This window comes from Labrys sp. 22185 (genome assembly GCF_052045555.1).
GTDB lineage: Bacteria > Pseudomonadota > Alphaproteobacteria > Rhizobiales > Labraceae > Labrys > Labrys neptuniae.
On record NZ_JBQEPH010000002.1, the window covers coordinates 473,867 to 500,704 of the forward strand.

Sequence of the window (26,838 nt, forward strand, 5' to 3'; positions counted from 1 at the left end):
CACATGTGGAACCAGACTTACAACCCTCTCGACAACGAAGTACTGTCCACCATAGCAGCCGCCATCCCTGCGGTAACCTTGCTAGTTCTGATCGCCAGCGGCAAGGTCAAGGCGCACATCGCGGCGGTGATCGCTCTCGTCGTCGCCAATCTCATCACGATATTCATCTTTACCATGCCCGCGGGCCTGTCGATCCGGGCCTCCCTGCTCGGTGTCGTTACCGGCTTCTTCCCGATCGGCTGGATCGTTCTCAACGTGATCTATCTCTACCGCATCACGGTCGAGAGCGGCCGCTTCGAATTGCTGCAGCGGGCCATCGGCGGCGTCACCGAAGACAGGCGCTTGCAATTGCTCCTGATCGCCTTCTCCTTCGGCGCCTTTTTCGAAGGGGCTTCCGGCTTCGGCACGCCTGTCGCCATCACCGGCGCAATCCTTATCGGCCTCGGCTTCTCGCCCCTGGCGGCTTCCGGCCTCTCCCTGATCGCCAACACCGCGCCGGTTGCCTATGGCGCCTTGGGTACGCCGATCCAGGGCCTGGCATCGGTAACCGGGCTCGACCCCTATGTGCTGGGAGCCATGGTCGGCCGGCAATTGCCGCTGTTTTCACTGATCGTGCCCTTCTGGGTGATCGGTGCCTTCGCCGGCTGGCGTGGCATGATCGGAGTGTGGCCGGCCATCCTGGTCACGGGCATCTCGTTCGCCGTGCCGCAATTCCTGATCTCCAACTACATCAACCCCTGGATCGTCGACATCGGTGCCTCACTGATTTCGATGGCCTGCCTGATCCTCTTCCTGAAGGTCTGGCAGCCCAAGGAGCTCTGGCTCTCGCCCGCCCTGCGCACCAACGATCCGTCAGCGGATCTGGCAAGGCCTCGCACGGATGCCGATCGCAAGCCCTTGACGCAAGCCCAGCTCTGGGGGGCGCTGCTTCCCTGGATCCTGGTCTGCATCTTCATGCTGGTCTGGGGCACCGGCGCCTTCAAGACCTGGGCCAATGCCATCTTCTCCTGGAACTATCAGGTGCCGGACCTGCACAACCAGATCAACAAGGTGGCGCCCGTCGTGGCCAAACCCACGCCCGAAACCGCGGTGTTCGCCTTTACCTATCTCTCCTTCACCGGCACGGGCATGCTTCTGGCCGCCATCGTGTCGGGCCTGCTGATGGGGTTCTCGCCGGCCAAGCTGATCGCCGAATATAGCCGCACCATCAAGGTGTGCTCGATCTCGCTGATCACCATCTCGGCCATGCTCGCCATCGGCACGCTGACGCGCCTGTCCGGCGTCGACGCCACCCTTGGCCTCGCCTTCGCGGCGACGGGCGTGTTCTATCCCTTCTTCGGAACGCTGCTCGGCTGGCTCGGCGTCGCGCTGACGGGCTCCGACACCTCCTCCAACGTGCTGTTCGGCAATCTGCAGAAGATCACCTCGCAGCAATTGGGCCTGTCACCGGTGTTGATGGCGGCAGCCAACTCCTCTGGCGGCGTGATGGGCAAGATGATCGACGCACAGTCGATCGTCGTCGCCTCCACCGCGACCAACTGGTACGGTCATGAAGGCACGATCCTGCGCTACGTGTTCATACACTCGATCGTCCTGGCCTGCCTGGTCGGCCTGTTCGTGACACTGCAGGCCTATGTCTATCCCTTCACCGCCATGGTGCTCGGGTGACATTGTCTCCAGGCCAGGGTGACAGCCGGCCTGGATCTCGGTTCAGCCGAGCAATTTCTGGAGAGCCGGATAGATGGCCGGCCCTCCAGCCATGATGGCATTGCCCTTCACCAAGCCGTCATCAGCCAGGAAGTCGTTGGTCAGGCCGCCGGCGGCGCGGATAATGGCAATCGCGCCAAGGCAATCCCAGGAATTGATGTGGGATTCGACGTAACCGAGCAGGCGCCCGCAGGCGACATAGCACAGGCACAGCGCACCCGAACCGTTGCGCTGGTACATGCCGCCCGCCTCGAGCAGCCGCGCCAGAACCGCTAGAACCTCGCTCGGCTTGATGCGGTTGTTGTAGCCGACGCTGACCACGCCGTCGCTGAGCGCGCCGCCCTTGTGGGGGGTGATCGGCCGGCCGTTGAGGGTCGCCGGCGCGATCAGCCCGCCGGCGAAGAGCTCGTCGTCCTTCGGCGCGTAGACGAGCCCGAATTGCAGCTCGCCATCACGGACGAACGCGATCGACACACACCAGGAGGACAGGCCGCTCAGGAAGGGTTGGGTGCCGTCGATGGGATCGACGACCCAGATGCCGCGCTTGTCGCCGATGCCGCTCGGCCCGGTTTCCTCGCCAAAGAAACCGTCGTCGGGATAGGATTCGGCAATGCGTTTCTTGATCAGCAGCTCGGTCTGCAGATCGGCTTCGCTGACGACGTCCTGCAAGCCCTTGCTCTTCACCGTCAGGCTGTCCAGCTCGTTGAAATAGCCGAGCGCCAGTGCACCGGCCTCCTTGATCAGGCCGTGAGCAAAGGAATAGCGCTGATAGATCGGATCGGAGCTCATTGGCAACATACTCATTTCAAAAGAAAAAGCCGGGGCCAACCCCGGCTTCTCACTAGTCGATGTCTTCGACCGCATCCGGCCCGCCGCCATAGACGCGCTGGGCCAGGGCGGACTTCATGAAGTCGTCGAGGTCACCGTCCAGCACATCGCCGGGCGTGCCCGAGGTGTAACCGGTGCGGGTATCCTTCACCATCTGATAGGGCTGCAGGACATAGGAGCGGATCTGGTGGCCCCAACCGATGTCGGTCTTGCCGGCATGGGTCGCCATCGCCGCTTCCTCGCGCTTCTTGAGTTCGGCCTCGTAGAGGCGCGCCTTCAGCATGGCCCAGGCCGTGGCCCGGTTCTTGTGCTGCGAGCGGTCCTGCTGACAGGCGACCACGATGCCCGAGGGCATGTGGGTGATGCGCACCGCCGAATCCGTCCGGTTGACGTGCTGGCCGCCGGCACCGGACGCGCGATAGGTATCGATGCGGCAATCGGATTCGTTGATCTCGATGTTGATCGAGTCGTCGATCACCGGATAGACCCAGACGCTGGCAAAAGAGGTGTGCCGGCGCGCGTTGGAATCATAAGGTGAAATGCGCACGAGGCGGTGCACGCCCGATTCCACCTTGGCCCAGCCATAGGCCTTGTTGCCCTTGAGCAGGATGGTGGCTGATTTGATGCCCGCGGTTTCGCCGTCCGTGAAATCGATCAACTCGACCTTGAAACGGTGCCGCTCGCCCCAGCGCGTATACATGCGCAGCAGCATATTGGCCCAGTCCTGGCTCTCGGTGCCGCCAGCCCCGGAGTTGATTTCGATGTAGGTGTCGTTGTTGTCGGCTTCGCCGGAGAACAGGGCCTCGAACTGGCGTTCGACCACCTCGTCCTTGAGCCGGGCCAAGGCGCCCTGCGCCTCGTCGACGATCGACTCATCGCCATCCGCCTCACCGAGCTCGGCGAGTTCGAGGGTTTCGTCCAGATCCTTCTCGATGCGCACGAGGGCTGACAGCCGATCATCGAGATCGGTGCGCTCGCGCATCAGCTTCTGCGCCTTCTCGGCGTCGTTCCAGAAGTCGGACTGTTCGGAAAGATGGTTCAGTTCTTGCAGGCGGGCGTAGGATGTATCCCAGTCAAAGATGCCTCCTCAGCAGTCCAGCAGACTGCTTGATTTCGTCCGCCAGGGACAGGATTTCAGCGCGCATGAAAGAATCGCCCGTTCGAGATTGGCAAAAGCACTTTCGAGAAAAGTCGACAGACTTTTCGGTTCAGAAAATGCGTCGAAACAAAGAGTTGGAGAAAAAGTACGATTCGGAGAACTCGCACTTTACCCTCGCCGGGCTTCATATAGGCAAGCTGTCCGGCGAGGGAAAGGACAATCAGTAGAGATCGCCCGTCCCCATCGAGACGGGCCCGCCACCGCCGCCCTCCGAGCCACCGCTGCCGGACCCGATGACGGTGTAGTTGTCGGGCGGTGCCGTGCCGGGCTTGAAGGCTTCCAGGATGGCGCCGCTGCCATCCGAACGCATGCCGGTCTTGCGGTCGATACGGATCAGCTTGATGCCGGGCGGCACGCGGAAGGGCACGGGTGCCTTGTCGGCCAGGGCCGTCTTCATGAAGGTGCCGAAGATCGGCGCCGCGAGGCTGCCGCCCGTGACCTTGTTGCCGATGTGGCGCGGCGTGTCGTAGCCGACATAGAGCCCGCAGACGAGATCGGGCGAGTAGCCGATGAACCAGGCATCCTTCTCGTCGCTGGTCGTGCCGGTCTTGCCGGCAATCGGGCGGTTGAGCGAACGCAGCGTCTGGGCCGAACCGTGCTGGATCACGCCTTCCAGCATGGAGGTGACCTGATAGGCCGTCATCGGATCGAGCACCTGCTCGCGCGGGTCAAGCAGCTTGGGTTCGTCCTGATCGCTCCAGTCGTCGGCATTGCAGCCCTGGCAGATGCGCTCGTCATGCTTGTAGATGGTCTTGCCCCAGCGGTCCTGGATACGGTCGATCAAGGTCGGCTTGATCAGGCGCCCGCCATTCTCGAGCATGCCGTAACCGGCAACCATGCGCATCACGGTGGTGGTGCCGGCGCCGAGCGCGCCCGACAGATAGGACGGCAGGTCGTCATAGACGCCGAAGCGGCGGGCATATTCGGCGATCAGCGGCATGCCGACATCCTGGGCGAGCCGCACCGTCATGACGTTACGCGAATATTCGATGCCGAAACGCAAAGTCTGTGGGCCGTAGAACTTGTTGGAATAGTTGGACGGCCGCCAAGTCTCGCCATTGCCCTGGTTGATTTCGATCGGCGCGTCCATGACCACGGAGGCCGGCGTATAGCCATTGTCGATGGCGGTGGCATAGACGAAGGGCTTGAAGGAGGAACCGGGCTGGCGCTGCGCCTGGGTGGCACGGTTGAACTCGCTCTGGTCGAAGGAGAAGCCCCCCACCATGGCGAGCACACGGCCGGTATAGGGATCCATCACCACCATGGCGCCGGAGATTTCGGGGATCTGGCGCAAGCGGAAGGTGCCATCGGTCTTGGGCTCGACATAGACGATGTCACCGACCTTCAGGATCTGGCTGACCTTGCCGACCCGGCTGCGTGCCCATTTCACGCCATCCAGATTGATGGTGCCGGTCGGGCGTTCGGTGGAGATCGAGCCGAAACGGTCCAGCGGTGGCTGCAGGCCGATGCGGGCGGAGTTGTCGCCGCTATCGAGCACAATGGCGAGTTGCCAGGGTTTGATGTCGCTCAGGCGCTTTTCCGCCCCCAGGGTCACGCCCCAGTCCTCGCCGAGGTCGACATTCTTGACGGGGCCGCGGAAGCCGCCGCGCTCGTCGAAGCGCACCAGTCCGGCCACCATGGCATCCCGTGCCAGGCGCTGGAGCTTCGGATCGAGCGTGGTGCGTACCGACAAGCCCCCTTCATAGAGCTTGTCCTCGCCATAGCGCTCTGCGATCTCGCGGCGGACTTCCTCGGTGAAATAATTGGCGGCGTAGCTCTGGGCGCCTTCGAAGGAACGCGGCGTTACGGCCAGGGGCTCAGCCTGCGCTTTCCGTCCCTCTTCCTTGGAGATGTAGCCATTGGAAACCATCTGGTCGATCACCCAATTGCGTCGACCGACGGCTGCATCGTGATTGCGGATCGGATTGTAGTTGTTCGGCCCCTTCGGCAGGGCAGCGAGATAGGCGACCTGGGCGACGCCGAGTTCGTCGACCGATTTACCGAAATAATTGAGAGCGGCGGCGGCTACGCCGTAATTGCCCATGCCCAGATAGATTTCGTTCAGATAAAGCTCGAGGATCTTGTCCTTGGAATAGGTCTGCTCCATCCGCAGGGCCAGGATGGCTTCCTTGATCTTGCGCACGATGTTCTGGTCGGGCGCGAGGAAGAAGTTCTTGGCAACCTGCTGCGTGATGGTCGACGCCCCCTGCTGGCGACGGCCCTTATGCGTGACATTGGCGATCAGCGCGCGCAGCACGCCCTTGGGGTCGATGCCGACGTGATTGTAGAAATCATTGTCCTCCGCCGACATGAAGGCGTGGATCAGGAGCGGCGGCATCACTTCGATCGGCAGATAGAGGCGGCGCTGGCGGGCATATTCGGCCAGGAGGGCGCCATCGCCCGCATGCACGCGCGTCATCACCGGCGGTTCGTAATCCTTGAGCGCAGCGGTATCGGGCAGGTCACGCGTGTTGGCCCAGACATAGAGGGCCACGAACGATCCCCCGACAAGGAACAACATCGATGCCGTTGTGAACAAAAATCCAAGGAACCGAACGAAAAGTCTCATCACAACGCTTTCATCGGCAATATCTTCCCTGCCCTGCCATTGCCGGGTTTGGGCCAAAGCCGTTCGTTTTCATACCGGCAGCCCCGGCATATTCGGTTGACATCTAACATGCCAGGCCGGCCGAACCCAAGGGCGGCAACTGCACCTCAACGCTTTTGCAGGGCTTTTGTGGAGAAACTGCGGCTCCCGGGCAACATGCCTGTGCAAGACCCGCAGTGACGCCGGCGTGAAGCGCTTCAGGGCGTTGCCGGAGCGGAGCCGCTGGAGGCGGCCGGCTGGTTGGCGCGGCGCTGCTGGAAGAAACCATCGATGGCCGTTACCACGGCATCGGCGGCACGGCTGCGCCAATCGTCCGAGGTCAGCAGCTTCACGTCATCCCGGCTCGACAAATAGCCGAGCTCCAACAGCACCGAGGGAATGTCGGGCGCGGTCAGCACCTTGAAGCCGGCCGAGCGGTGCGGGTTCTTGTTCAGCGTGGCTGCAGCTTGGAACTGGTCGATGAGGACCTTGGCAAAGCCGTTGGAGAAGGATTTGGTCTCGCGCCGCGTGAGATCGATGAGGATATCGGCCACATCGCCGGGCTCCGACGCCAGGTCCACGCCCGCAATCGCATCCGCCTTGTTCTCCTGCTCGGCATAGCGAGCCGATTCGGCGTCGGAGGCCCGATCCGAGAGCGTGTAGATCGTCGCCCCCCGAACCCCGAACGGGTCGTGCAGGGTGTCCGCATGCACCGAGATGAACAGCGAGGCGCGGTTGGCCCGCGCGAACTGTACGCGGCCGGCCAACGAGATGAAGGTGTCGCCGTCGCGGGTGAGCACGGCCCGATAGCGCCCCGTCCCATTGATCTTGTCGGCAAGCCGCTTGGCGAATTCGAGCACAATGGTCTTTTCCTGCTCGCCGGATTTGGACGTCGCGCCCATGTCGATGCCGCCATGGCCGGGGTCGACCACGACAACGGGCAGACCAGGCTGGCTCTCCGGCAACAAAGGTGGCGAGGGTTGCGGTGGCTGCGGATGCGCCGTCATGTCCGAACTCCTCTGGCTCGCCGCCGTGCGCAGGAAAGCGGCCCGATCCGTTTTGACCAGATCGATCACCAGCCGCGCCGGCTGATCGTCGAGCGCATCGAGGAGGAAGGATTTGTCCACCGCCGCCGGCTCGGTTAGATCCAGCACGATGCGGGACTTTCCGGGCGCGATCAGGCCAAATCGATAGGCGCTGACCACGCCACGCCCATGCTTGCCGGTGTCCGGTGGCATGCCGAATTCGATCTGCGGCAGATCGACCACCACGCGATAGGGATCGGGCAGCACGAAGACGCGGAAATTCAGGTCGCTCACGGAACCGTGAAGATCGACGATCAGGCGCGTGCGCTTGTCGTCACCCGCGAGGCGCGCATCACTGGCCGTCAGGGCGGATGGCGACGCTGTCGCGGGTGGCTGCGTCGGCGCGGGTTCGGCCGTGACCGGAGGGGCAACGGGCCCTTGGGCGGCACGGGCCATCTGGACCTGTCCCACCCCCAACAAGACCAGCATGCCTATCGCGGCGAGCCTCATTCCGCCCATCATCTCCAATTGTCCCGCCGAACACGGCCGTCGCGCATGCGGCTCCCGTCGCGGCAACGCAGGGCCCAGTGCAAAATTCGGCCTTGCCAATATCCGGTCGGAAGTGGCGAAACAATGATGAAGGCCCCGAACGGTGTCCCGGACGTTAACGCAGACCCGACGTTTTGCGTGTCCTTCCTGCAACACCCAACGGAAATCCTTGCCAAATCGAACAAGAACTCGATAAAACAAATCTGCTCTCGAATGGTTCTCCGACCATGCCGAATTCGAGCATCAGAATGGTCCCTGCAGACCGGTTGCGCCGTGAAAGCGTGACGATCGTATGCGGTGCCGGCCAAGCCGAGGTTATCCGGCTGCTGATGTGTCCTTAGAGGATAAGGAGAATCACGGGTGGCGTGCGGATCGCCCTGCGATCCGGATCGGCGCGAGCGCCGGTCGGATATCCCGTCCCGCCCATCGACCGAGAGCGCCGTCGCGGGAGCAGTCCCGAGACCCGAACCCGGTGATGGAGCGATGCAAACAACAGCATCCCCCGGACGTCGAGAAGTGATGCAGCGTGCACTCCCCGAGTGGTTTGCACGAACACTGCCGCTTTCGCCTTCGGGACATACCATTCGCCCCTCATCGAGCCTTGTCCCAGCCAACAGAGCAAGCGCCTGCCGCATCGGCAGGGCTGTATCGGTGTTCGCCGCCAGCAGCCCCGCGCATGACCCCGGCCGTGCTTGCCAGAGAGAAAATAATAATGGCCAACAAAATGTTGATCGATGCCGCCCACCCGGAGGAAACCCGGGTCGTGGTGGTCCGCGGCAATCGCGTCGAGGAGTTTGACTTCGAGGCAGCCAATCGCAAGCAGCTGCGCGGCAATATCTATCTCGCCAAGGTCACCCGCGTCGAACCGTCCCTGCAGGCGGCCTTCGTGGAATATGGCGGCAACCGCCATGGCTTCCTCGCCTTTTCGGAAATCCATCCCGATTATTACCAGATCCCCGTTGCCGATCGCCTGGCCTTGCTGGCCGAGGAACAGCGCTCGCATCGCGACGAGGAAGACGACGAGGAAAACGGCAACGCCAACGGTGCGGGCGAAGGCCGCCGGAGCGGTTCGCGCCGCCGCCGCGGCCGTGGCCAGAACCGCACCGAGGCTGCAGAAGCCGAGACGGCCGCCGTTGTCGCTTCGCCCCCCGAGCCTGAAGCCTCCGACGACAGCGCGGGTGAGGATGGTGGCTCGGGCGGCATCGTCGAGGTCGGCTCCGGCTCCGACGAGGAGCATGTCGAAGCCCTCGGCGGCGGTGATGTTGCCGACGACATCCCCGAGCGTGTCTCCCGTCCCCGCAAGCAGTACAAGATCCAGGAAGTGATCAAGCGCCGCCAGGTGCTGCTGGTCCAGGTCGTCAAGGAAGAGCGTGGCAACAAGGGCGCGGCCCTCACCACCTATCTTTCGCTGGCCGGCCGCTATTCGGTGCTGATGCCCAACACCGCCCGTGGTGGCGGCATCTCCCGCAAGATCACCAATGCCGTCGACCGCAAGCGCCTGAAGGCCGTGGCCGGCGAACTCGACGTGCCTGACGGCATGGGCGTGATCCTGCGCACGGCCGGTGCCTCGCGCACCAAGGTCGAGATCAAGCGCGACTTCGAATATCTGCTGCGCCTGTGGGAGAACGTCCGCGATCTCACGCTGAAATCCGCCGCACCGACCTTGGTCTATGAAGAAGGCTCGCTGATCAAGCGCTCGATCCGCGACCTCTACAACAAGGACATCGACGAGGTGATCGTCGCCGGCGACGACGGCTATCGCGAAGCCAAGGACTTCATGCGCATGCTCATGCCGAGCCATGCCAAGAACGTGCAGGCCTATCGCGAGGCGGCACCGCTGTTCCAGCGCTTCGGCGTAGAGGCCCAGCTCGATGCGATGTTCTCGCCCTCCGTCAGCCTCAAATCAGGCGGCTACATCGTCATCAACCAGACCGAGGCGCTGGTTTCGATCGACGTCAACTCGGGCCGCGCTACGCGCGAGCACAATATCGAGGACACCGCCCTCAAGACCAATCTCGAAGCGGCGGAGGAAATCTCCCGCCAGCTGCGCCTGCGCGACCTCGCCGGCCTGATCGTCATCGATTTCATCGACATGGACGAGAGCCGCAACAACCGCTCGGTCGAGCGCAAGCTCAAGGATTGCCTGAAGAACGACAGGGCTCGCATCCAGGTCGGCCGCATCTCGCATTTCGGCCTGATGGAGATGTCGCGCCAGCGTATCCGCACCGGCGTGCTGGAATCCTCCACCGAAGTATGCGCCCATTGCGGCGGCAGCGGCCATGTCCGCTCCGTCACCTCGGTGGCGCTGCACATCCTGCGCGCCCTCGAAGACCAGCTTCTCAAGAGCGCCACACATAATCTGGTGCTGCGTACCCGGACGGCGACCGCGCTCTATGTGCTCAACCATAAGCGTGGCCATCTCTATGCACTGGAAGCCCGTTTCGGCGTCTCGATCACCGTCAGCGCCGATGAGACAATCGTGGGCAACCAGAACTACCTGATCGAGCGCGGCGATATCGCCACGCCGCAGGAACCCCGTCCGGTGGCGACCACGGTCCAGGTCGATTCCTTCCCGCCGGCCGAAGAAGTGGTCGAAGTCGAGATCGAAGTCGAAGCCGACGAGGAGGAGGAGAAGGAGACCGAGGGTGGCCGCAAGCCGCGCCACCAGGCCGCGGATGGCGAAGCCGATGCCGGCGACGGCGGTCGCAAGCGCCGCCGCCGCCGCCGCCGCCGCCGGGGCAATGGCGCCGGCGGCGAGGCAGATGCACCGAACGCCGCAGCCAATGAAAACGAGGGTGAAAGCGAAGGTGAAGGCGAGGATGCCGCGCCGGCTGCCGAGCAGGTCGCCGTCGAGTCCCCCGTCGCCGAGGAGGTGACGCCGCCCCCGGCCGCCGAAGCTACTGCACCGAGCGAAGATGAGGCTGCCGATGCCGGCAAGCGTCGGCGCCGCGGACGTCGTGGCGGTCGCCGCGAGGCCGAGGTCGAGACGCCGGCAAGTGCCGAAACTGAAACGCCAGCAGCCGAAGCTCCTGCTCCCGAGGCTGCGGCGGCCGAAGCCGTTGCAGCGGAAACTGTCGAAGCTCCGGCCGTTGCCGAGGCCGCGCCCGAGGCGGTCGTCGAAGAGAAGCCCAAGCCCAAGCGCCGGGGCCGCAAGCAGGTGGCGATCAAGACGGAGGCAGAGAGCGAACCCGTGCCGGTCCCTGCCCCGGAGGCCGAGCCCGTTCAGGCCGAACAGCCCCCGGCACCGGCTCCCGTCGCCGAGCCGGAACCGGAGCCGGTTCAGGAAGCTGTGGCATCTGCCGCGGTACGGGAAGTCGTGGTGTCCAACCCTTCGGCCTATGTCTATGTCGACGCCGTCGATCCGGCCAAGCCGAAAAAGGCCGGATGGTGGTCGAAGAAATGAGGTGAGCGACCTGAGCAGAGGGCGTTCATGACCGACCGCTCCTTTGCTCGGCCCTTTCGTATCCAGACCAGTCCGACGATAGGCCAGAGCAACCTTGCGATTCGCGGCGCTTGCGTCGGATGGCGGGGCGCTTGGTGATCCTAGAAGGCGCCGCACTGATGGTCAGTGCGGCGTTTTCTTATGCCGTGGCCATGGGCTGGGAAGCGTTCCTGCAACTCTGGGCGTTTGCGCCCGACGGCAAGACGCTTTGAGCATTGGCAGCCGGCATTTTTTCGCGATAGGCTGGCAGCGGGCATGCGTCGCCTGCCTTACCCATCGACCCGGGCTCGCCCTGGTCCAGCGAACATTCCCATTGCGATTTCATTCGTGACCAGCAAACATCATTTCGAGAAGATCGCCTTCGTGGCCACTGCAACCACTTCGGCGCGCAAGGCGCTCAAGTCGCTCACGGCCCGCTATGGCAACGTCCCGATCGAGGAGGCGGAGGTTGTCGTCGCTCTCGGCGGCGATGGCCTCATGCTGCAGACATTGCACAGGTTGATGGGCCGCAAGCTTCCGATTTACGGCATGAATCGTGGCTCCGTCGGCTTCCTGATGAACGAGTTCCGCGAAAACGACCTGCATGACCGCTTGGCCAAGGCCCGGCGCAGCGTGGTGCATCCGCTTGCGATGTGCGCGGTCGATACGCGTGGCCACACGTCGAAATCCTATGCCATCAACGAAGTCTCACTGCTGCGCGCCCGTTTCCAGGCAGCCAAGCTCAGAATTTCGATCGACGAGCATGTCCGGCTGGAGAGCCTGATCTGCGATGGCCTGATCGTGGCGACGCCTGCCGGATCGACCGCCTATAATCTGTCGGCCAACGGTCCGATCCTGCCCCTGGAGGCGCCCCTGCTAGCGCTCACCCCGATCTCGGCGTTTCGCCCTCGCCGCTGGCGTGGTGCCATCCTGCCGCAGCGGGCACGCGTCACCATAGACGTGCTGGAGCCGGCCAAGCGGCCGGTCAATGCGGTCGGCGACAATGTCGAGGTCAAGGACGTGCAGCGTGTCGAGATAGCCATGGATTCGTCGCAAGACCTCGTCATGCTGCATGATCCTGGGCACTCGCTCGACGAACGTATCCTGCGCGAGCAATTCGATTGGTAGCCAACATGCACGCTTCCACCATCAGGCAATTCGCCCGCCGCCTATGTCTTGCTTCCGGCTTGGCCCTATCGGCCTGTTTCCTGGCCGGCACTGCCGGAGCGAGCGATGATCAGGTCAAGCTGACTGCAGCGATGGTGGAGAAGTTCATTGCCGCGCGCGCCGAGTTGACGGTGCTTGCGACCGACCTCACCAGGAAATACGGCGACCGTTCCGACACGCCGGGCGATGATCCGGTGGCCTCCCTGCCGGCATTCCAGGACATTGCCGATGCCAAGACGCGCACCGATGCGATTCTGAGCAAGTATGATTTCAAGGATCTGGACGCGCTCGATATCGTCACCAATTCGGTGATGCTGGCCTATCAGGCAGATGTCCCCGACAATAACGGTGCTGCCGACAGCGGCCAGAACGATCCCGAGGCAGACAAGGCCAAGGCGCGGGCCGAGATCGAGGCGGACCAGAGCCTCACCCCCGAAAAGAAGAAGGAGGCGCTGCAGCAACTCGACGAGCAGTTTGCCTCCCTGCAGGCCTTGACACCCCTGCCCGGCAATGCCGAGGTGGTGAAACCCTTCCTCGACAAGCTCAAACCGATAGCCGAAGCCAATTGATTGACCGATCGATGACCGGCGGATGTGTGAATGAACCACGACAGCTATTCTGACGACTATATCGGCGACATCCTGCGCAAGGTTCACACCATCGCCATGGTCGGCGCTTCGGCCAATGAGGTCCGGCCGAGTTATTTCGTGCTGAAATATCTCAAGCTGCGTGGCTATCAGATGTTCCCGATCAATCCGGGCCTCGCCGGCAAGACCATCCTGGATCTGCCGGTTTATGCCAGCCTGGCAGCTCTGCCCGGCCCCGTCGACATGGTCGATATCTTCCGCAATTCCGAGGCGGCCGGTGCGGTGGTCGACGAGATCCTGGCCCTGCCTGTCCTACCCAAGGTGATCTGGATGCAGTTGACGGTGCGCAATGATGCCGCGGCTGCGAAAGCCGAAGCCGCCGGCATCGAGGTGGTGATGAACCGCTGCCCCAAGATCGAATATGGCCGGCTGTCCGGCGAGATCGGCTGGGCCGGTGTCAATTCCGGAGCGATTTCTTCCAAACGCGCCACCCGCGATACCCGCGGCTTCCAACGCCTCGGCTTGCGCCAATAGGCTGCCGGTACTGTCTGTCATCGCGAGCGCAGCGAAGCAATCCAGCGTCCTCCTACAAAAACTGGATTGCTTCGCTGCGCTCGCAATGACACCAATTCACCAACGCCGTGTCATTGCGGCCAAGCATTCTACAAGACCATCCAAGGAGGATCATGATGTCGGCTGGGCAACAACCAGGGTTTTCAACGCTTGCCGTTCACGCGGGGGCACAGCCCGACCCAACCACCGGCGCGCGCGCCACCCCGATCTACCAGACGACGTCCTTCGTCTTCGACGATGTCGACCATGCCGCTTCGCTGTTCGGGCTGCAGGCCTTCGGCAATATCTATTCGCGCATCACCAACCCCACCAATGCGGTGCTGGAAGAACGCGTCGCCGCGCTGGAAGGCGGTACCGCCGCCCTGGCCGTGGCCTCCGGGCACGCCGCGCAGATGCTGGTGTTCCACACCCTGTTGCAGCCGGGTGACGAATTCATCGCCTCCAACAAGCTCTATGGCGGCTCGATCAACCAGTTCAACCATTCCTTCCGCTCGTTCGACTGGAACGTGCGCTGGGCCGATGCCAATGATCCCTCCAGTTTTGCCGCGGCGGTGACGCCGAAGACCAAGGCGATCTTCATCGAATCCATCGCCAATCCCGGCGGCATCATCACCGACATCGCCGCCATTGCCGCCATCGCCAAGAAGGCCGGCGTGCCGCTGATCGTCGACAACACCCTCGCCTCGCCCTATCTCACCCGCCCGATCGACTTCGGCGCCGACATCGTGGTGCATTCGGCCACCAAGTTCCTGGGCGGGCATGGCAACTCGATCGGCGGCGTCATCGTCGACGGCGGCAAGTTCGACTGGCTCTCCTCGGGCCGCTATCCCTTCCTGTCGGCGCCGCGCCCGGAATATAACGGCATCGTCATCGGCGAGACCTTCGGCAATTTCGCCTTCGCCATCGCCGCGCGCGTGCTCGGCCTGCGCGACCTCGGCCCGGCGCTGTCGCCCTTCAATGCCTTCCTGATCCTGACGGGCATCGAGACGCTGCCGCTGCGCATGCAGAAGCATTCGGACAATGCCCTGGCGGTCGCCCAGTATCTGGCCGAGCATCCCGGCGTGGCCTGGGTGTCCTATCCCGGCCTCGATGCCGACCGCTACAACGCCCTCGCCCGCAAATACTGCCCCAAGGGCGCCGGCGCGGTGTTCACCTTCGGCCTGAAGGGCGGCAACGAGGCCGGCATCCAGCTGGTATCGAACGTCAAATTGTTCTCGCATCTCGCCAATGTCGGCGACACCCGCTCGCTGATCATTCACCCTGCCTCGACCACCCATCGGCAGTTGTCGGATGAACAGAAGAAGGCGGCAGGCGCGGGTCCCGACGTGGTGCGCATCTCGGTCGGCATCGAGGATGTCAAGGACATCATTGCCGACCTCGATCAGGCCCTCGCGGGGAGCTGAGGCGCCGGCCCTGCAACCAGCCGCTGCGCGTGTACCGTCGCAGCGGTGAGCAGCAGGACGCCGCCGAGCTGGTGCAGGATTCCCGCCCAGAGCGGCACGACCAGCACGAGCGTGATGATGCCGATCGCCGCCTGGCCCAGCGCGACGGCCGCCACCAGCAAGGCCCGGCCGCGCGCCGGGCCATTGCCTCCACGCATGGCCAGCCAGGCCTGCAGCAGGGCCAGCCCCACGATGAGATAGGCCACCATGCGGTGCTGGAACTGCACGGTCAGCGCGTTCTCGAAATGGTTCACCCAGGTCGGCGCCATGATGTAGAGATTGTTCAGCGCCGGGACGAAATGGCCATCCATCAGCGGCCAGGTATTGTAGGCCATGCCGGCCCTCAGGCCGGCCACCAGGCCGCCCATGAAGATCTGCACCAGGATGAGAGGTACCAGGAGATAGGCGATCGCCCGCGCTGCTCCCGGCACAGAGCCGCTGGCGCGTTCTTCCTTGAGCGAAGACGCGACCCAGACGATGGCGGTGAGGATGAGACAGGCCAGGGTCAGATGCATGGCCAGGCGATATTCGGAGACCTCGGTCCGATCGGCAAGGCCCGATTTCACCATCCACCAGCCCAGCAATCCCTGGCTGCCGCCGAGCGCCAGCAGGCCGACCAGCTTCACCGTAAGCCTGGGCGTCAGCCAGCCGCGCAGCCAGAAGATCAGGAAAGGCACGGCGAAGACGATACCGATCAGGCGCCCGAGCAGGCGGTGGCTCCACTCCCACCAATAGATGAACTTGAACTCCTCGAGCGACATGCCGAGGTTCAGCTTCACATATTGCGGAATCTGCTTGTATTTCTCGAACTCGGCCGTCCACTCGGCAGCGGAGAGCGGCGGAATGGTGCCCTTGATCGGCTGCCATTCGGTGATCGACAACCCGGACTCGGTCAGGCGCGTGGCGCCGCCCACCACCACCATGGCAATCACCAGCACCGCTACGACGACGAGCCAGGCGCGGACAGCGGCAAGATGGCCGCGGCTCATGCCGATAAGGGGGGGATTGTCTGCAATGGCGGCCACACGCATGCCTTTCCTGATCGACTGGCTTGGACAGCGCTTTGCGCTCTGACGGGATCGCCGAGACGGGCAACGACGCTCAAGCCAATCCATTGGATTGACTTGGAAACAGAGAGTTGGAGCAAATAAGCGTTCACACTTGAACGCGCTTTGCTCTAGAAGGCGCACAGATATAGAAATCGCTGGCCAGGAGCAACGCGCGCTCGCGTCGCACTCCAGCGGCATGTCGGCCTGCGCCTTTCCGGCTGGCGGAGACGACGCTGAACCATGGAGTTCGAGATCATGGCCCAGGACTACAAGGCCCCGTCCCTGCGCAAACTGGTCGGTTCGCTGGCGATGCTGGTGTTGGTCGTGGTCTATGCCCTCCTCGCCATGGCGCTGGCGGAAGGCCGCATCACCGATGCCCCCGCCTGGCTGCAACCCATCCTCTATGCCATTCTGGGCCTTGCCTGGGTCTTTCCGGCCATGCTCATCATCAAATGGATGGAAAAGCCCGGGAACAAGCCGAAGGGATAAGGACTGCCCCTCACCCCATCCAGGCCCCTATCGCCTGCGCCAGGACGTCGACGACAGGGTCGAGCGAGCGAAGATGCGGCGAGCGCTGCATCTGAACGTCGAGAACCAGGGCGAGATCATCGGCCTCTTGGATCGCGGCAATGCCCGGAATGGCGGCTCGTTCCAGGACCCTGCGCGGCAACAGGCTGAGGCCGAGCCCCTCCCGCACCAGGGCCAGTTGCAGGCCGGAATCCTGAACTTCGGCGGCGACATGCAAGGCCTGTCCCCGCCGCACCATGGCCGAAGCCAGGAGCCGGCGGGCCTCGCATGGCTCGGGACTGAGAATCCAGCCGGCCTCGGCGATCGAGCCACTCGCCTTCCCGGCAGCGTCGGCACTGGCGGTGATGATCGACAGATGCTCCTGTCCCAGGATGCTGAGCCGGTCGGCGACAACCTCGGCCGAAAGCAGCACGGCGGCATCGAGATGACCACGGCCAAGCTGCTCGGACAGCGGTTGGCTCCAGCCCGTGGTCAAGCGCAGCATCACGTTCGGAAATCGCTGTCGCAGGTCACGAATGATCGGCACCAGGGCACTGCCGGCAATGCCATGGGCGACACCCAGCCTGAGCATGCCTTCGGGGTCACGCTGGCTTGCCATCTGCGTAAACTCGTCATAGGCGGCCAGCACCTTTCGGCAACGCGCGAGCGCCTCGACACCCAAGGGCGCCAAGGCCGATGGCTTCTGGCGACGGTCGAGCAGTTCGAAGCCGAGAAGCTGTTCGAGCCGCTGGATCTGGCGGGTGACCGCCGGCTGCGTCAAAGGCAGACGCTCGGCGACCTTCTGGATCGAACCTTCTTCGGCGAACAGAACGAAAGTGCGCATCTCGCTCAGCATCATACACTCTCTACATATTAATTCTGATTATTATGAATTTGAACATTATGTACTGCGCTCGCATCCTTGCCAAGCCAAACGGGCAAGGAGACGAGAATGAAGGCCATCATCATCGACGGCGAGCCTGGCATCGACAATCTGCGGCTGGTCGAACGACCGATGCCGACGCCGCGACGCCAGGAAGTGATCGTGCGCATCAGGGCCACGGCCCTCAACTACCGCGATCTTGAGATCATCCGCGGCAGCTATCACACCCGCTTCCCCTTGCCACTGATCCCGGTTTCGGACGGCGTCGGCGAAGTGGTCGCGCTCGGCGAAGGCGTCAGCCGCGTGACGGTCGGAGACCGGGTCTGCAGCACGTTCTGGCAACGCTGGGTCGGCGGCAGTTTCGACATGGCCGAGCCAAGCCATCAGCGCGGCGGCCCGCTTGACGGGCTGCTGGCCGAATATGCCGCCCTCGACGAACAGGCTGTCGTACCCGCGCCCGCCCACCTCACCGACCTCGAAGCAGCCACACTGCCCTGCGCCGGCGTGACGGCGTGGCACAGCCTGGTCACGCAAGGACACCTCAAGGCCGGCGACACCATCCTCGTGCTCGGCACGGGCGGCGTTTCGATCTTTGCCCTGCAATTTGCCGTCAATGCCGGCGCTCGTGTCATCGTCACCTCGAGCAGCGACGAGAAGATCGAGCGCGCCAGGGCCCTGGGGGCCGCGGCCGGCGTGAACTATCGCAAGCATCCGCAATGGGCGGACGCCGTGATCGAGCTGACCTATGGGCGAGGCGTCGATCATGTCCTGGAAGTGGGCGGTCCCGACAGTTTCGCACAGTCCCTGCGTGCCGTACGCCGCGGCGGTCAAATCAGCGTGATCGGCTATCTCGGCGGTACTGAGGGAACCATCAATCCGCTCGACATCTTCCGGCGCCAGGTGACGGTGCGGGGCATTCCAGTCGGCTCACGCGCCTCCTTCGAGGCAATGGTACGGGCCATCGACGGCGGCAGGATTCGACCGGTGATCGATCGCTGCTATCCCTGGACGGATATCGGCGAAGCCCTGCGCCATCTCGCAGGCGGCACGCATTTCGGCAAGATCGTGCTGCAGCATTGAGGTGCTGCGGGCAACAGGCTCAGCCTCGGCTTTCCGCAGCAGCCAGCAGGGCCGCATGCAGCCCCCTGAGGTCGCGGCGGCCATCGTGACGGGTGCCATTGATGAACAGGGTCGGTGTCGCATTCACGCCGCTGGCGATGCCGCTCTCGAAATCGAGCTCGATCCTGGCGGCATAGCGCCCGCCCAGGGCCGCCTCGACGGCGTCCTGACCGAGACCGAGCCGGCGCCCGTAACTGCGCAGCGCCCTGTCATCGAGCGCATGCTGGTTGTCGTAGAGGATGCGATGCGCTTCCCAAAACCGTCCGACTTCACTGGCGGCTTCCGCGAGGCCGGCGGCATGCAGGGCGAAAGGATGCGGCTCGACCAGGGGAAAATGCCGGAAGACATAGCGCAGCCTGTCACCCATCAGACGCTGAACGCCGTCGATCACGCCGACGGTCTCGCCGCAATAGGGGCATTCGAAATCGCCATATTCGACCAGGGTGACCGGCGCATCGGCCGGCCCCTTCACATGGTCCTGCGCACCGACGTCGCGTGAGAGCACGGCCATTATTGCTTCAGGTCCGGCACGATGTCGAAGATCTGGTGCGGCATCCAATGTTTCGACACGACGAGATACACGCAGGTGAAGATCGCCGCGGCAATCACCGTAGTGATGCCTGCCTTCTTCAGAAGCATCGGCCTTTGCGGTGCGCCGGCCTCGGTGCCCGGCACCACCTCGCCGCCCTCGAACTGGCTCTTCACGCCCAGCGGCAGCACGGCGAACAGCGTCATCCACCAGATGACGAAGAACAGGGCGATCGAAAGCACGATGGACATGGCGACGGTCCGATATCGAGGAAACGAGAACACTCACAAAGGCTGCGACGCGCTCTTCCTGGAACGTTTTGCTTTAGACGCCTGCTTCGGCGCACGCAAGGAAACCGTGAGGCCGAGCCGAGCCCATTTCAACGCTTCATCGGGATCGTCCAGCGCCCGGTCAGGCAGGCTCCAATATGGCAGTTGCACCTCACGGTTCTTGCCCCGGTAGCGGAAGGGGCGCGAACCTGCCTGCTCGAACAGAGGCTGGCTCTCGGCATCCGCCTTGATCCAGATCTCATCGAAAGCACCGAGTGCGAAGACCACGCCATCGGAATAAAGGCCAACCCCGCCGAACAAGCGGCGGATGGATAGACGGGGCATGCCAGCGAAGAGGTTGCGCAGATGCTCGTGATCCATCCGGCGGCAGCCTCAGGCCGTCGCTTCCAGGGCGCCACTCGCAGCCGGCGTAATCGCTACCGACTCGCCACAGCCGCAGGCCGAGGTCTGATTGGGATTGTTGAACACGAACTGGGCCGAAAGCTTGTCGGTCTTGTAGTCCATCTCGGTGCCGAGCAGGAACAGCACGGCCTTGGGATCGATCAGGACCTTGACGCCCTTGTCCTCGACCACCTCGTCAAGCGGGTTTGCCGTTTCGGCATATTCCATCGTGTAGGACATGCCGGCGCAGCCGCCATTCTTGACGCCAACGCGTACGCCTTCATAGGGCCGCTCGGCATTGGCCATGATGGCCTTGATCTTGTCGGCTGCGGCATCGGTCAGCGAAACGACCTTGAACTTCGGACGGATCTTGCTCACTGGAACACTCCAACAACACCGGGTTCAAGGCCCGGCGCTCGGTTTACCCCACGAATATAAGCGCGACTCGGCGCGAATGCGAGAGGGAGAGGATTGGATCCCTCACCACATATCCAGCGCAACGCGCGCCTCGTCGGACATGCGCGACTGATCCCACGGCGGATCGAAAACCATCTTCACCTGCACCTCGGAGACACCGGGCACGCTTGCAACGGCATTCTCCACCCAGCCGGGCATCTCGCCCGCCACCGGGCAGCCCGGCGCAGTGAGCGTCATGTCGATGCTCACCTTGCGATCGTCGGCGATCTCGACACGGTAGATCAGGCCGAGTTCGTAGATGTCGGCCGGGATTTCCGGATCGTAGACGGTCTTGAGGGCGGCCACGATCGCGTCGGTCAGCCGATCGATCTCTTCCGGCGGCAAGGCCGTCGCCCCTGCGACAGCCGGTTCATTGGGCCGGGTCTCGGCCAGATTTCCGTCGGCCATCACTGCCTCCGTCATGCGAAAAAGCTCTGCGCCTTGATCAGCGCCTCGACCAATGCATCTACCTCGTCGAGCGTATTGTAAAGCCCGAAGGATGCGCGGCAGGTCGAAGTTACGCCATATCGCGCCAAAAGCGGTTGAGCGCAATGCGTTCCTGCCCGCACGGCGATACCGTAGCGATCCAGCACGGTCGCTACGTCATGGGCATGGGCATTCTTCAGCTCGAAGGATACGATACCACCCTTACCCGGCGCCTCACCAAAAATCCGGATCGAATTGAGCTTGGAGAGGCGCTCCTGGGCATAATGCAGGAGCTTCTCCTCGTGAGCCCGGATATTGTCGCGGCCGAGCGCCATCATGTAGTCCACCGCCGCACCCAGCCCGATCGCCTGCACGATCGGTGGCGTGCCGGCTTCAAAGCGATGGGGCGGCGTGGCATAGGTGATGTTGTCCTCGGTCACCTCGCCGATCATCTCGCCGCCGCCATTGAAGGGCGGCATGCGCTCCAGCCACTCCTTCTTGCCGTAGAGCACGCCGATGCCGGTGGGCCCATAGACCTTGTGGCCGGTGAAGGCGTAGAAATCGACGTCGAGATCCTGGACGTCGACATCGAGATGCACGGCGCCCTGGCTGCCGTCGGCCAGCACCGGAATGCCGCGGGCATGGGCCAGGGCGACGATCTCCTTGAGTGGCGTCACCGTGCCCAGCACGTTCGACATATGGGTGATCGCGACCATCTTGGTGCGCGGCCCCAGGAGCTTTTCGAAAGCCTCGATATCGAAGGAGCCGTCTTCGCGGATCGGCGCCCATTTCAGCACGGCACCGGCGCGTTCACGATGGAAGTGCCAGGGTACGATGTTGGAATGGTGCTCCATAATCGAGAGCACGATCTCGTCGCCCTCGCCGATCTCGAGCAGCCGCCCCATGGAGGCGGCGACGAGGTTGAGGGATTCAGTTGCCGACCGCGAGAAGATGATCTGCTCGATCGAGGGGGCGTTGAGGAACTTGCGCACGCTCTCGCGGCCGGCCTCATACGCTTCCGTCGCTGCATTCGCAAGATAATGCAAGCCCCTGTGAACATTCGCATATTCATGCGTGTAGGCATGCATCATGCGATCGAGCACCGCCTGGGGCTTCTGGGCCGATGCACCATTGTCGAGATAGACCAGCGGCTTGCCGTGGACCTGCAGGGACAGGGCCGGAAAGTCGGCACGGACCTTAGCCAGATCATAAGGAAGTGCGGCGACGGGCTTGTTCACGTTCCTGTTCCTTCACTCGGAGTGGCGGTCCCGCCACCCCATCAATCGCAACCCTGGAATGGCGGCCCGTGGCCGCCACTCCTTCAGACCCGCTTGTCGAGCCAGGCCTCGGTGAGGGCGTTGAGGCGCTCACGCAGTTCCTCGTTCTCCACCGTCTCGACGGCCTCGCCGACGAAAGCCTGCACCAGGATCGCCTCGGCCTCCTTCTGCGGGATGCCGCGGGCCTTGCAGTAAAACAGGAGATCCTCGTCCAGGGCGCCGCAGGTCGCGCCATGGGCGCAGACGACGTCATCGGCGAAGATCTCGAGTTCCGGCTTGGCATTGGCCTCGGCCGTCTCCGACAGCAGCAGCGAACGGCTCATCATGCGCCCGTCCGTTTTCTGTGCACCGGGACGAACCACGATCTTGCCCTGGAACACCGAGCGGGCCTCGTCGTCGATGACCGCGTGGAAAAGCTCGCGGCTCTCACCGCCCAGTGCCGTATGATCCACCACCAAAGTGGTGTCGGCATGGCGCTTGCCGGCCAGCAGCGTCGCGCCCGACAGCACGATCTTGGCATCGTCACCCTTATAGGTGACGAAGAGCTGGTTGCGCGCCACGGCTGCGCCAGCCTCCAGGGCGAAGCTCTGCAACAGAGCTTCCTTGCCGAGCGAGGCCAGCACGGTGGAGATGTGCTGGGCCTCCAGGCCCTGAACCTGGAAGCTGATGCGCTGCAGTTCGGCACCGTCGCCGACCTTGACGGCGAGCGCCGCATTGGTCTGATGGGCAACGCCCTCCGGCCCCTCATAGCTGTCGATCAGCGTCAGCTTGGCGCCGACGCCCAGGACAACGAGCGACCGCGTGAAGGTTGCCTGCGCCACCGTACCGGTGTGGCGGGTCTCGATGGCAACCGGCAGGCCGATTTCGACGCCCGCATCGACGCTCACAACCACGCCGTCGCTCATGAAGGCGGTGTTGAGATCGAGCACGGAATTGTCAGGCGCTCCGGCGCTGAGATCGGCGATGAGTGCATCGTCCGTCGAGGCGAGCGCCTCGGCGAGCGACGTCACCTTCAACCCCGCCGGCAGTGTGGCAAGGTTCGACAGCGCCGGAGAATAGGCGCCGTCGACGATCACCAGGCGGATATGCTCGAGCCCGGCGAGAAACTCCTCCGCCTTGCCCGCCGCACCGGGTGTTCCCCACGGGCTGGTAGCAACGGGATTGGCATCGCGCATCAGGTTGCGCAGGTCGGTATATTTCCACTCCTCGACCCGGCGATGCGGCAGGCCGCTTGCGCGGAAGCGGGCAATCGCCCCCTCGCGCAGGCCGCGCACGGTCGCCGCACCGGGCAGCGTCTCGCGCAGGCCGCCGAACGCCTCATCCAGCGCCGTCTCGGCCGAAGTCTTTACAGCAACGATATTGGCCATGGTTACGCAGCTTCCTCGTAGTCGCGATAGCCGTTGGCTTCGAGCTCGAGCGCCAGTTCCTTGCCACCCGACTTCACGATGCGGCCCTTGGAGAGGACATGCACGCTATCGGGGACGATATGGTTGAGCAGGCGCTGATAATGGGTGATGACGATGAAGGAGCGCTTGGGCGAGCGCAGCGCGTTCACGCCGTCCGCCACGATGCGCAGCGCGTCGATATCGAGGCCGGAATCGGTCTCGTCGAGCACGGCGAGGCTCGGCTGCAGCAGAGCCATCTGCAGGATTTCCATACGCTTCTTCTCACCGCCGGAGAAGCCGACATTGAAGGCGCGGCGCAGCATTTCCTTCGAGATCTTAAGCTCATCGGCAGCACTGTTGACACGCTTGATGAAGTCCGGCGTGGAGAGCTCGGCCTCGCCACGCGCCTTGCGCTGGGCATTCAAGGCCGCCTTCAGGAAGGTCATGGTGGCGACGCCGGGGATTTCCAGCGGATACTGGAAGGCCAGGAAGACACCGCGCGCCGCGCGCTCCTCGACCGGAATCTCCAGGATGTTCTCGCCGTCGAGCAGGATCTCGCCCTGCGTGACCTCATAGTCTTCCTTGCCGGCCAGGATATAGGAAAGGGTCGACTTGCCGGAGCCGTTCGGGCCCATGATCGCCGCGACTTCGCCGTCCTTCACCGTGAGGCTCAGCCCCTGGATGATCGGCTTGCCGTCGATTTCGGCATGGAGGTTCTTGATTTCGAGCATCGTAGAGTTCCTAGAAATAGTGACGCCGGAGCGTGAAAGAGGTGACGCGCCGCCTTAGCCGACGCTGCCTTCGAGGCTGATGGAGATGAGCTTCTGCGCCTCGACCGCGAATTCCATCGGCAAATGCTGAAGCACGTCTTTGACGAAGCCGTTGACGATCAGCGCCGTCGCCTCCTCGGCCGACAGGCCGCGCTGAAGGCAATAGAACAGCTGGTCGTCCGAGATCTTCGAGGTGGTGGCCTCATGCTCGAACACCGCCGTCGAATTCTTCGATTCGATATAGGGCACGGTGTGCGCCCCGCAGTGCTCGCCGATCAGCAGCGAGTCGCAATTGGTGAAGTTGCGGGCGCCCGTGGCCTTGCGATGGGCCGAGACCAGGCCGCGATAGGTGTTGTTGGAATGGCCGGCCGAGATGCCCTTGGAGATGATCCGGCTCTTGGTATTCTTGCCGAGATGGATCATCTTGGTGCCGCTGTCGACCTGCTGGCGGCCATTCGACACGGCGATCGAATAGAACTCGCCCTGGGAGCCCTCGCCGCGCAGGATGCAGGACGGGTACTTCCAGGTGATGGCCGAACCGGTCTCGACCTGCGTCCAGGAAATCTTCGAGCGCGCACCGCGGCAATCGCCACGCTTGGTGACGAAATTATAGATGCCGCCCTTGCCCTCGGAGTCACCCGGATACCAGTTCTGCACGGTGGAATATTTGATCTCGGCGTCCTCGAGCGCGATCAGTTCGACCACGGCGGCGTGAAGCTGGTTCTCGTCGCGGCGGGGAGCCGTGCAGCCTTCGAGATAGGAGACATAAGCTCCTTTGTCGGCGATGATCAAAGTGCGCTCGAACTGACCGGTCTTTTCCTCGTTGATGCGGAAATAGGTCGACAGCTCCATCGGGCAGCGCACGCCCGGCGGCACATAGACGAAGGACCCGTCCGAGAACACGGCCGAGTTCAGCGTCGCATAGAAATTGTCGGTGGTCGGAACCACGGTACCGAGATACTTCTTCACCAGGTCCGGATGCTCGCGCAGCGCCTCGGAGATGGAGCAGAAAATCACGCCGGCCTTCTTCAATTCCTCCTTGAAGGTGGTGACGACGGAGACCGAGTCGAACACCGCATCGACGGCAATGCGGTTGGCCGGCGCCACGCCCTCGAGGATTTCGACCTCGCGCAGAGGAATGCCGAGCTTCTCATAGGTTTTGAGAATGGCCGGATCGATCTCGTCGAGCGATTTTGGCGCGGCATTCTGCTTGGGCGCCGCATAATAATAGAGATCCTGGAAATCGATCGGCGGATATTCCACGCGCGCCCAGGTCGGCTCCTGCATGGTGATCCAGCGCCTGTAGGCATCGAGGCGCCATTCGGTCATCCATTCCGGCTCGCCCTTCTTGGCCGAGATGTAGCGCACGATCTCTTCGGACAGGCCCTTGGGTGCAAGCTCCATCTCGATGTCCGTGACGAAGCCATATTTATATTGGTCGACGTCGATCGCCCGGACCTGTTCGACGGTTTCCTGGACTGCAGGCATGTTGGTCTCCTGGTGCCACCCGAAAGCAGCAAATTTTACAGATCGGACAGGGATTTATGCTGCCCGATGCCTTCTGTCATGTAAGTTCTTGCGCAGCCTTTTCCAGGCCGCGACGAAAAACTCGATCTCTTGGACTGTGGTTTCCCGTCCCAGCGATACGCGCAAGGCGCTACCGGCCAGCGCCGGCGCCACGCCCATCGCTGTCAGCACATGGCTGACCTTCACCTTGCCCGACGAGCAGGCAGATCCCGAGGAGACGGAAATACCCTCAAGATCCAGCGCAATCAATGTCGTTTCCGCCGCCATCCCCGGTTCGGCGAAATTCAGCGTGTTGGGCAAGCGCCGGACGCCCTCGCCGAACAGCACAATGTCCGGCGACGCGTCCCGCAACGCCGCCTCCAGAGTCGAACGCAAGGCAAGGCTCTCCTGCCCGTAAGCCGCGAGCTCCCGCGCGGCGGCGCGTGCTGCCGCGCCAAAGCCGGCCAGAGCCGGTACGTTCTCGGTACCGGCCCGCAATCCCTTCTCCTGGCCGCCGCCGCGGATGAGAGCATTGGGCTGATGCAGGCTATCGCTGGCCAACACCAGCGCGCCGGCGCCAAGCGGCCCGCCAAGCTTGTGGCTCGAAATCGTTAGAAGATCGGCCCCGATTTCGTTGATCAAACAGGAGATTTTTCCTGCCGCCTGCGCGGCATCGCAATGAAACAGGCTGCCGGCCTCACGCACACGAGCGGCAATCTCGGCCACCGGCTGCACCACTCCGGTCTCGTTGTTGGCCAGCATCACCGACACGAGGCCCGTCTCTCCGCGTTCGTGCCAAGCGCTCAGCCGATCCTCGAGTGCGTTGAGGTCGAGCACCCCATTCCCATCCACCGGCAACAGGTCGAGTTCCGTGCCCTGCGGACGCACGCCATTCAATACGCTGGCATGCTCCACGCTGGACACAGCCATGCGCCGGAGGGGCGGCTTGCCGGGGCGTTGCCAGTCGAGATTGAGGGCGAGATTGTTGGCTTCCGTAGCGGAGGCGCAGAAAACCACGTTCTTGGCGAGCGCACCGACGAGATCGGCGACATCATGGCGCGCCGCCTCCACCAGCTTGCGCACCACACGGCCATCCGCATGCACCGAAGATGGCGCACCACACAGATCCAGCGCGGACAGCATGGCGGCGCGAGCCTCCTGCCGCAATGGCGTGGTTGCATTGTGGTCCAGATAGGTGCGCGACCTGGTCAAACC

General features: G+C 63.4%; 24 protein-coding genes. 8 read left to right on the plus strand and 16 right to left on the minus strand.

Annotated elements, in window-relative coordinates; genetic code table 11:
* Nucleotides 1–3 precede the first annotated feature (3 nt).
* On the plus strand, nt 4–1,668 hold the full coding sequence (locus ACTJKX_RS06830) for an L-lactate permease (protein WP_440724804.1): 1,665 nt from the start codon (nt 4–6) through the stop codon (nt 1,666–1,668).
* 42 nt (nt 1,669–1,710) lie between these two features.
* Here ACTJKX_RS06830 and ACTJKX_RS06835 read toward each other — a convergent pair whose 3' ends face one another.
* From ACTJKX_RS06835 to ACTJKX_RS06850, 4 genes are all read right to left on the minus strand, one after another.
* The gene (locus tag ACTJKX_RS06835) at nt 1,711–2,496 is read right to left on the minus strand and encodes an inositol monophosphatase family protein (protein WP_440724805.1); all 786 of its coding nucleotides are present in this window, start codon (nt 2,494–2,496) and stop codon (nt 1,711–1,713) included.
* Nucleotides 2,497–2,548: 52 nt separating this feature from the next.
* Nucleotides 2,549–3,680 (minus strand): peptide chain release factor 2 gene (gene prfB, locus ACTJKX_RS06840; RefSeq protein ID WP_311938243.1). Its coding sequence is split into 2 segments (ribosomal slippage): nt 2,549–3,610 and nt 3,612–3,680, totalling 1,131 coding nucleotides; the frame shifts between segments, so codons are not numbered across the junction.
* Nucleotides 3,681–3,854: 174 nt separating this feature from the next.
* Nucleotides 3,855–6,263 carry a penicillin-binding protein 1A gene (locus ACTJKX_RS06845; protein ID WP_440724806.1) on the minus strand — a complete coding sequence of 803 codons (2,409 nt, stop codon included), beginning with the start codon at nt 6,261–6,263 and terminating at the stop codon, nt 3,855–3,857.
* A 236-nt stretch (nt 6,264–6,499) separates the two neighbouring features.
* Complete coding sequence (locus ACTJKX_RS06850) at nt 6,500–7,828, minus strand: N-acetylmuramoyl-L-alanine amidase (RefSeq protein WP_440724807.1); 1,329 nt, start codon at nt 7,826–7,828, stop codon at nt 6,500–6,502.
* A 739-nt stretch (nt 7,829–8,567) separates the two neighbouring features.
* On the opposite strand from ACTJKX_RS06850, the gene ACTJKX_RS06855 reads away from it, so the two are divergent.
* The 5 genes from ACTJKX_RS06855 to ACTJKX_RS06875 all read left to right on the plus strand — a co-directional run bounded on the left by ACTJKX_RS06855 (nt 8,568) and on the right by ACTJKX_RS06875 (nt 15,006).
* The gene (locus ACTJKX_RS06855) at nt 8,568–11,258 is read left to right on the plus strand and encodes an Rne/Rng family ribonuclease (protein WP_440724808.1); all 2,691 of its coding nucleotides are present in this window, start codon (nt 8,568–8,570) and stop codon (nt 11,256–11,258) included.
* Nucleotides 11,259–11,624: 366 nt separating this feature from the next.
* Entirely contained in the window at nt 11,625–12,404 is a 780-nt protein-coding gene (locus ACTJKX_RS06860; protein WP_440724809.1) for an NAD kinase, read from the plus strand.
* Between the two features lie 5 nt (nt 12,405–12,409).
* Nucleotides 12,410–13,012, plus strand: a complete 603-nt coding sequence (locus tag ACTJKX_RS06865; protein WP_440724810.1) for a hypothetical protein — start codon at nt 12,410–12,412, stop codon at nt 13,010–13,012.
* A gap of 30 nt (nt 13,013–13,042) precedes the next feature.
* The gene (locus ACTJKX_RS06870; RefSeq protein ID WP_440724811.1) at nt 13,043–13,564 is read left to right on the plus strand and encodes a CoA-binding protein; all 522 of its coding nucleotides are present in this window, start codon (nt 13,043–13,045) and stop codon (nt 13,562–13,564) included.
* A 155-nt stretch (nt 13,565–13,719) separates the two neighbouring features.
* Nucleotides 13,720–15,006, plus strand: a complete 1,287-nt coding sequence (locus ACTJKX_RS06875) for an O-acetylhomoserine aminocarboxypropyltransferase (RefSeq protein WP_311938234.1) — start codon at nt 13,720–13,722, stop codon at nt 15,004–15,006.
* Here ACTJKX_RS06875 and ACTJKX_RS06880 read toward each other — a convergent pair.
* A complete protein-coding gene (locus ACTJKX_RS06880) occupies nt 14,985–16,076 on the minus strand; it encodes a COX15/CtaA family protein (protein ID WP_440724812.1) in 1,092 nt (363 codons plus the stop codon). The genes ACTJKX_RS06875 and ACTJKX_RS06880 overlap by 22 nt on opposite strands.
* 258 nt (nt 16,077–16,334) lie before the next feature.
* Here ACTJKX_RS06880 and ACTJKX_RS06885 point away from each other — a divergent pair, with 258 nt between their 5' ends.
* The gene (locus tag ACTJKX_RS06885) at nt 16,335–16,583 is read left to right on the plus strand and encodes a DUF2842 domain-containing protein (protein ID WP_311938231.1); all 249 of its coding nucleotides are present in this window, start codon (nt 16,335–16,337) and stop codon (nt 16,581–16,583) included.
* Nucleotides 16,584–16,593: 10 nt separating this feature from the next.
* Here ACTJKX_RS06885 and ACTJKX_RS06890 read toward each other — a convergent pair whose 3' ends face one another.
* Nucleotides 16,594–17,445, minus strand: a complete 852-nt coding sequence (locus ACTJKX_RS06890; RefSeq protein WP_440724813.1) for a LysR family transcriptional regulator — start codon at nt 17,443–17,445, stop codon at nt 16,594–16,596.
* 108 nt (nt 17,446–17,553) lie between these two features.
* On the opposite strand from ACTJKX_RS06890, the gene ACTJKX_RS06895 reads away from it, so the two are divergent.
* The gene (locus ACTJKX_RS06895; RefSeq protein WP_440724814.1) at nt 17,554–18,564 is read left to right on the plus strand and encodes a zinc-dependent alcohol dehydrogenase family protein; all 1,011 of its coding nucleotides are present in this window, start codon (nt 17,554–17,556) and stop codon (nt 18,562–18,564) included.
* Between the two features lie 19 nt (nt 18,565–18,583).
* Here the strand turns inward: ACTJKX_RS06895 and ACTJKX_RS06900 are convergent, their stop codons facing one another.
* The 10 genes from ACTJKX_RS06900 to ACTJKX_RS06945 form a co-directional block, all read right to left on the minus strand.
* Nucleotides 18,584–19,114, minus strand: coding sequence for a DsbA family protein (locus tag ACTJKX_RS06900; protein WP_394309185.1), 531 nt, complete (start codon nt 19,112–19,114; stop codon nt 18,584–18,586).
* Nucleotides 19,114–19,383 carry a DUF1467 family protein gene (locus ACTJKX_RS06905; protein ID WP_311938224.1) on the minus strand — a complete coding sequence of 90 codons (270 nt, stop codon included), beginning with the start codon at nt 19,381–19,383 and terminating at the stop codon, nt 19,114–19,116. The genes ACTJKX_RS06900 and ACTJKX_RS06905 overlap by 1 nt, the downstream gene beginning before the upstream one ends.
* A gap of 33 nt (nt 19,384–19,416) precedes the next feature.
* Complete coding sequence (locus ACTJKX_RS06910) at nt 19,417–19,782, minus strand: TfoX/Sxy family protein (protein ID WP_440724815.1); 366 nt, start codon at nt 19,780–19,782, stop codon at nt 19,417–19,419.
* 12 nt (nt 19,783–19,794) lie between these two features.
* Nucleotides 19,795–20,172, minus strand: a complete 378-nt coding sequence (locus tag ACTJKX_RS06915) for a HesB/IscA family protein (protein ID WP_068283007.1) — start codon at nt 20,170–20,172, stop codon at nt 19,795–19,797.
* A 111-nt stretch (nt 20,173–20,283) separates the two neighbouring features.
* A complete protein-coding gene (locus ACTJKX_RS06920) occupies nt 20,284–20,667 on the minus strand; it encodes an SUF system Fe-S cluster assembly protein (RefSeq protein ID WP_068282576.1) in 384 nt (127 codons plus the stop codon).
* 11 nt (nt 20,668–20,678) lie between these two features.
* Entirely contained in the window at nt 20,679–21,923 is a 1,245-nt protein-coding gene (locus tag ACTJKX_RS06925; RefSeq protein ID WP_367622617.1) for a cysteine desulfurase, read from the minus strand.
* An 83-nt stretch (nt 21,924–22,006) separates the two neighbouring features.
* Nucleotides 22,007–23,329 (minus strand): Fe-S cluster assembly protein SufD, encoded by a 1,323-nt coding sequence (gene sufD, locus ACTJKX_RS06930; RefSeq protein WP_440724816.1) that lies wholly within the window; start codon nt 23,327–23,329, stop codon nt 22,007–22,009.
* A 2-nt stretch (nt 23,330–23,331) separates the two neighbouring features.
* The gene (sufC, locus tag ACTJKX_RS06935) at nt 23,332–24,078 is read right to left on the minus strand and encodes a Fe-S cluster assembly ATPase SufC (protein ID WP_068282568.1); all 747 of its coding nucleotides are present in this window, start codon (nt 24,076–24,078) and stop codon (nt 23,332–23,334) included.
* Between the two features lie 54 nt (nt 24,079–24,132).
* Nucleotides 24,133–25,605 carry a Fe-S cluster assembly protein SufB gene (gene sufB, locus ACTJKX_RS06940; RefSeq protein ID WP_311938216.1) on the minus strand — a complete coding sequence of 491 codons (1,473 nt, stop codon included), beginning with the start codon at nt 25,603–25,605 and terminating at the stop codon, nt 24,133–24,135.
* A 54-nt stretch (nt 25,606–25,659) separates the two neighbouring features.
* On the minus strand, nt 25,660–26,835 hold the full coding sequence (locus ACTJKX_RS06945; protein ID WP_440724817.1) for a cysteine desulfurase family protein: 1,176 nt from the start codon (nt 26,833–26,835) through the stop codon (nt 25,660–25,662).
* Nucleotides 26,836–26,838 lie beyond the last annotated feature (3 nt).